The 6,031-nt window shown below is 56.6% G+C and carries 5 protein-coding genes; 1 reads left to right on the forward strand and 4 read right to left on the reverse strand.

The features are described from left to right. A partial coding sequence (locus Q7O77_RS13535) for an AraC family transcriptional regulator (protein ID WP_304168245.1) occupies positions 1-624 on the forward strand: 624 nt, incomplete at its 5' end. A 120-nt stretch (positions 625-744) separates the two neighbouring features. Here the strand turns inward: Q7O77_RS13535 and Q7O77_RS13540 are convergent. Genes Q7O77_RS13540 through fabG form a run of 4 tightly spaced genes read right to left on the reverse strand, consistent with a single transcriptional unit; the run spans position 745 to position 5,842 of the window. Then, a complete protein-coding gene (locus tag Q7O77_RS13540) occupies positions 745-2,013 on the reverse strand; it encodes an MFS transporter (protein WP_304168248.1) in 1,269 nt (422 codons plus the stop codon). Positions 2,014-2,042: 29 nt separating this feature from the next. Continuing rightward, the gene (locus tag Q7O77_RS13545) at positions 2,043-3,509 is read right to left on the reverse strand and encodes an amidase (RefSeq protein ID WP_304168250.1); all 1,467 of its coding nucleotides are present in this window, start codon (positions 3,507-3,509) and stop codon (positions 2,043-2,045) included. A gap of 11 nt (positions 3,510-3,520) precedes the next feature. Continuing rightward, positions 3,521-5,053 (reverse strand): APC family permease, encoded by a 1,533-nt coding sequence (locus tag Q7O77_RS13550; RefSeq protein ID WP_304168253.1) that lies wholly within the window; start codon positions 5,051-5,053, stop codon positions 3,521-3,523. A gap of 15 nt (positions 5,054-5,068) precedes the next feature. Continuing rightward, positions 5,069-5,842, reverse strand: a complete 774-nt coding sequence (gene fabG, locus Q7O77_RS13555) for a 3-oxoacyl-ACP reductase FabG (protein ID WP_304168256.1) — start codon at positions 5,840-5,842, stop codon at positions 5,069-5,071. Between the last annotated feature and the right edge of the window lie 189 nt (positions 5,843-6,031).

Here is a 6,031-nt window from a genome sequence, read left to right on the forward strand (position 1 = left end):
CCATACGAACTGCACCTGAATGGGGAGTTTCAGCAATTGGTGGTGCAATTTCCCCGACTGCATTTACAGCGTCGCTTAGGGCGGGTGGATGACCTGACCGCGGTGAGCTTCGGCGGCTCGCATCCGCTGAGCGGGCTGACCGCGAGCTTTCTCGATGGCCTGTTTACTCTACCGGATGAATTGCCTAAACAGCACCAGCAGCGGCTGATTGATCAGGCCATGGATCTGCTGGCGACGATTATCGCCGATCACCGCAGCCATTCGGCTCAGTCCACGACGGCCAACATGCTGTTTTTACAGATAAAAATGCTGATCAACGACAACCTGTCAGACCCGGAATTAAACCTCAAAGCGGTCGCCCAACGTTTTAAAATTACGCCTCGCTACCTCAGCATGTTGTTTCAGCGGGAAGGGCAGACATTCGGCCGCTATCTGCTAACAGCGCGGTTAAACCGGTGTGCGGAAACCCTGCGCGACCGGGGCGCGGGGCACGGTTCGGTCAGTGATATCGCCTACCGCTGGGGATTTAGCGATCCCGCGTATTTTTCGAGAGAGTTTAAGAAAATGTTCGGTGCAACGCCGAGTCACTTTGTCCGAGCGCTGCCGACGACGGTCGGGCAGTGATGGAGTGACGAACAGATCCATCGCATCCATCACCACGGTCTTGAATATGCCTCTTCCTGTGTCAGCACCGCTAAATAACACGGGCCACATCATCCGTTCTATGGCCCCAGACAATCATCGTTAATGCGTCCACTCGCTGGCCACCACGGGCCGTGCTTTTTTCTCGTCACGAGGAAAACAGATAGCCGCCCCCAGGCTGATGGCAGACACCGCAAACATGTAATACGCCGGGGCAGGCGCGCCCCAACCATGCGACAGCCAGGCCACGATGAACGGCGAGAATCCGCCGAAGGTCATGGTCGCCAGATTGTAGCTGATGGATAGCGAGGTCACCCGGTTCTCGACGGGGAACAGCAATGTCAGCATGGTGGGCATAGTGGCAAATTGCGCGGCCAGACAGACCCCCAGCACCAGCTGCATAACCAGCATATGGCTGATTTGAGGCGAATGAATCACCCAGGTAAACAGCGGCAGCACCATCACGAAGTAGCCGATAGTCGCGACCAGAAACACGCGCTTTCTTCCGATTTTGTCCGCCAGAATGCCGAACAGGGGAATGATGATCGCCATCAGGCTGACGATGCCGATTTGGATGGTGAGTACGCTGGTGATGGGCATGCCTAGCTGTTTACTGGCGAAGCTCGGCATATTGATCAACAACACGTAGAAGCCCACCGTCCCGCTGACGACCAGACAGAACCCGAGGATGATTTTTCTGACATCCAGCCGTTTTTTATCGCTTGGCAGAGTTTCCACAGATTGCTGCTGAATAAACTCGTCGGATTCAGAGAGGTTATTTCTGATCCAAAGCCCGACCGGACAAATAATCAGGCCGATGGCAAACGCAATTCGCCAGCCCCAGCTGTCCAGACTCTCTTTGAACACGTTGAAAATAATCATCGAGATAATCGAGGCCAGCACTACCGCCAGACACTGCCCGAATAACTGCCAGGAACCGTAAAACGTTTTCTTATTGTCGTCTGAGCCTTCCACCAGATAGGAGGTTGAGCTGGCATATTCGCCACCGGTCGCGAACCCCTGAATAAGACGCGCGATGACGATCAATATCGGGGCCGTAATACCAATCTGGTGATAGGACGGGGTCACAACAAAGATCGTGACCGCGATAAACATCAGCCAGATGATGAGCTGCAGCGCTTTTTTCCTGCCGTATTTATCCGCATAAAAACCAATCACCAGTCCGCCAATCGGTCGGGTAAAAAAGCCCACGCCGAAGGTCGCTAACGAAATCAGCAGCGAACTGTATTCGTCATTGGCTGGAAAGAATTGTCTGGCGATCACCGCAGCGAAGAAGCCATAAATCAGAAAGTCATACCATTCGAGTATATTGCCGATGGTGCCTGCGATAATTTTTTTATGGCTGCTCATTGTGATCCCCCTCTGGTGAATAAATGAAATTAATCGTGAATCAAGTCGCTGTCGTTAATGGCTGGCGGTTTATGATTTGCGGTCCATTGCGTGGCGGTTTCATAGGCCTGAGCCAGCCGCAGCACCGCCATATCGCGCTGAGGACGCCCGATGATTTGGATCCCGGTAGGCAGCCCTGATGAATTAAATCCAGCCGGTACATTGACGATAGGACAGCCGGAAAGGCTCCCGAGGATGGTGACCTCCATCCAGCGGTGATAGGTGTCCATCGTCCGGCCTGACAGGGTGTCCGGCCAATGGCGGTGTTTGTCGAAGGGAAAGACCTGTGCGCTCGGTAGTATCAGGAAGTCCACCTCATCGAAAAGCGCGAGCAGTTTTCTGTAGAGCTGCGTTCTGACCGCCGACGCCTGCATGACTTGCATCGCGCTTAACGCCAGCCCGTTCTCTATTTCCCAAAGCGCTTCCGGCTTCAGGCGTGTCCGCTTCTCGGGGTCTGCGTAGAGGGGGAAAAGATTGTGCATCACGGCCGTGTGCCGCAGCGTACACCACGCGTTCCAGACCGAGTCAAAATCCATATCAATCACGACGTTGCTCACGTCGCAGCCGAGCGAAGAAAACGTGCTCAGCGCGGTTTCACACAGGGGCAATACGCCATCTTCGAAGGGGAGGTGGCCCTGAAGATCCCCCAGCCAGCCGATCCGCAGACCGGTGCAGTCGCTCTCCAGTGAGGCGGTAAACTGTTCGGCATCGACGTTCAGCGACAGCGGCGCGCGATCGTCCCGACCGGCCTGCGTGGCCAACAGAAGGGCTACGTCTTTCACGCAGCGCCCCATCGGGCCTTCATACGCCATCTGGTTAATAAACAGTTCGTTGCTTTCCGTCAAAGGAACGCAGCCCTGCGAGGGGCGGAAGCCAATGACGTTATTGAAGGCGGCGGGATTACGTAACGAGCCCATCATGTCGCTGCCGTCTGCCACCGGCAGCAGGTACATCGCCAGTGCCGCCGCCGCGCCGCCGCTGCTGCCTCCTGCGGTCAACGCCGGGTGATAGGCATTGCCCGTCGCGCCAAACACCGAATTATAGGTCTGGGAGCCCAGCCCAAATTCCGGCGTATTGGTTTTGCCGATTACGATGGCGCCCGCCTGCTTCATTCTTTCTACGATCAGGGCATCTTTCTCGGGAACGTCCTCTGCGAAAATCCGCGATCCCCGGGTAGTGGGAATCCCTTGCGTAAGCGCCAGATCTTTCACCGCCAAAGGGAATCCATGCATCCAGCCCTGATAGTCGCCTTTCGCCAAGGCGAGGTCTTTATCTTCCGCTTCTTTGAGCAGCTGCGATCTCTCCCGCAGGCTGACAATGGCATTAATCTGCGGATTAAACGCTTCGATGTGGTCGAGATAGATCGCCATCACTTCCCGACAGGAGATGTCTTTATTCCTGATTAACGCGGAAAGTTGATGCGCGTTGAGCAGAACGAGACGTGAGTTATCAGACATGATCCGGTCCTCTATTTTTCGTCATTCAAAACGATGCGGCCAATCACCTGGAATTTCTTATTATCAAAAAACTTAAACCAGGTGGCGATGGCGGCACCGACGACAAAGCTGGCTAGCACAATCCACGGAATCGCTTTATAGAACAGCGTATTGGCTGCCGTACCGGCCGCGAAATCCATATTGGCGAACAGCAGATAGACGACGTAAAGCATGCCAATCCCGCCCAGTAACGGCGCCAGAAAGGTTTTAAACCAGTGGCTGTTCTTACGGTTTTCCGCATGCGCGTGGAAGTAGAAGATGACGGCGAAGGCGCACAACGCCTGAACGATCATGATCCCCATCGTGCCGAGTATCGCCAGCAGCGTGTAGATATCCGCGTAGGGATCTTTCCCCGCGATGAGGAACAGGAGAACGATGGCGCTGGCGATCAGCGTTTGCACGGTTGAAGCGACGTGAGGCGAGCCATGTTTGGGGTGGGTCAGGCCCAGCGTGTTGCCTGAGCGTGGGAACAGGTTCTCCCGGCCCAGTGCATAGAGGTAGCGCGCCGCGCAGTTGTGGAAGGCCATCCCGCAGGCGAAGGAGCCGGTGATCACCAGAATTTTGAACACGGAAACCGCCCACTCGCCCAGGTATTGGCGCGCCGGGCCATAGAAAATTTCAGCCGCTTGATTCGGGTCTTGCGCCAGCGCGATGGCTTTCTCCGGGCCTGTCCCGGCAATCGCCATCCAGGAAATAAACACATAGAACAGGCCGATGCCAATCACGGCCAGCAGTGTCGCCAGCGGAATGATTTTCTTCGGATTCCGCGACTCCTCGCCATACATGGCGGAGGATTCAAACCCGACCCAGGACCAGAAGGCGAAGAACAGGCCGATACCGGCGTTCGCCCCCGAGACGCCCAGCGCGGGCGTAAACGCCTTCAACGGGTTGATCGACTCGGGAACAAAGCCCTGCGGCCCGCCGCCGTGGAACAGCACCGCGCCCGCCACGACGGTAAGGATGATAATTTCCAGCACCAGACAGACGCCCAGCACTTTCGATGTGAGCGATATATCGAAGTAGCTGAGAACGCCGTTCGCCACCAGCATGCCCAGCGCGAAGACGATCCAGTGCACCTGTATCCCGGACAGCCCGTGGACCAAGTCTTCGCAGAAGAACGCGAAAATGCCGACCAGCGCCGCTTCAAACACGATGTAGGTGAGCGTCACCGCTACCCCGGCGGCCATACCGATGACGCGTCCCAGCCCGTGAGAAATGAAGCCATAAAACGCGCCGGTGGCCGTGATGTACTTCGCCATCTGCGCGTAACCGACGGCGAACAGCGCCAGAATGATCGTCGCGACCAGAAATCCCGCGGGCGCGTACTGCCCGTTACCGCTGCCCACCGCGATGGGGACATTTCCCAGCATCGCCGTGATGGGCGCGGCAGTGGCGACGGTCATAAACAAGACGCCGGTCAGTCCGACGGCGTTGGGGCGCAGGCGCTGGATCGGCGGAGCGCCCGCGTCATTCCCGGCCAGGTGAGTCATTATTTGATTACGCATGCGATTACCACTCCGTCAGGAAATGCAGGATAAGGATTCGGGAAGAATCTGGCCGCCATCCACAATCAGCGTTTGCCCGGTGATATATCCGGACGCCTGAGAGGCAAAAAACAGCGCGGCGGCGGCAATGTCGTCAACGCTGCCGAGGCGATTCAGGGGAACGGACTTCGCCATCGCGGCGATATAGTCATCCCCCATGTCGGCCAACCCTTCCGTCACGATGTTGCCGGGAAGGATGGCATTGATGGTCACGCGATCTTTCGCCAGCTCTAACGCGGCAGTGCGCATGAAACCCAGCTGGGACGCCTTGCTTGAGGCATAGTGCGCCCATCCCGGATAACCAGTGACGGGGCCGGTGATGGAGGAGGTCAAAATAATGCGCCCGTGTTCGGCGGTCTTGAGCCACGGCATGGCGGCCTGCACGCACAGAAAAGAGCCTTTACTGTTCACCGCATGCACTTCATCCCACTGCGCTTCCGTCATTTCGCTGAGCGGCGCGGAAGGGAAAATCCCCGCGTTGCAACACAGCACATCCAACCCGCCAAAGTGCTCAGCGCACTGGGCGACGGTCGCTTTCACCTGTTGGGAGACGCTCACATCACAAATGTAGCCCGTCAGGTTCACGCCAGTGGCGCTGGCGTGCTGGAGGGCGGACTCCAGCTTGGCTGCATTTCTTGCGGTGATCGCCACATGGGCCCCCTGACGAGCAAAATTCAGCGCCAGCCCCAGCCCAATGCCGCTGCTGCCACCGGTAATCAGTACGTTCTTGCCGCGTATATCGTCGAACATGTGGGTCTCCTTGCTAACGTCAGGCAGGGCTGTGTGTGAATCATCGCTCCGCCGCTTTTCACGGATGACGCGGGGAAACGATTGCCAATGTCGATAAAGAATAATCACGTAAATGTTGAATGATCAACATTATTTGGTGGGTTTTCGCAATGTTTGATTTGCGACTTTATGGTGAGCTGTTTTGGTGCG

This window comes from Lonsdalea britannica, from assembly GCF_946477055.1.
GTDB classification, from domain to species: domain Bacteria; phylum Pseudomonadota; class Gammaproteobacteria; order Enterobacterales; family Enterobacteriaceae; genus Lonsdalea; species Lonsdalea britannica_A.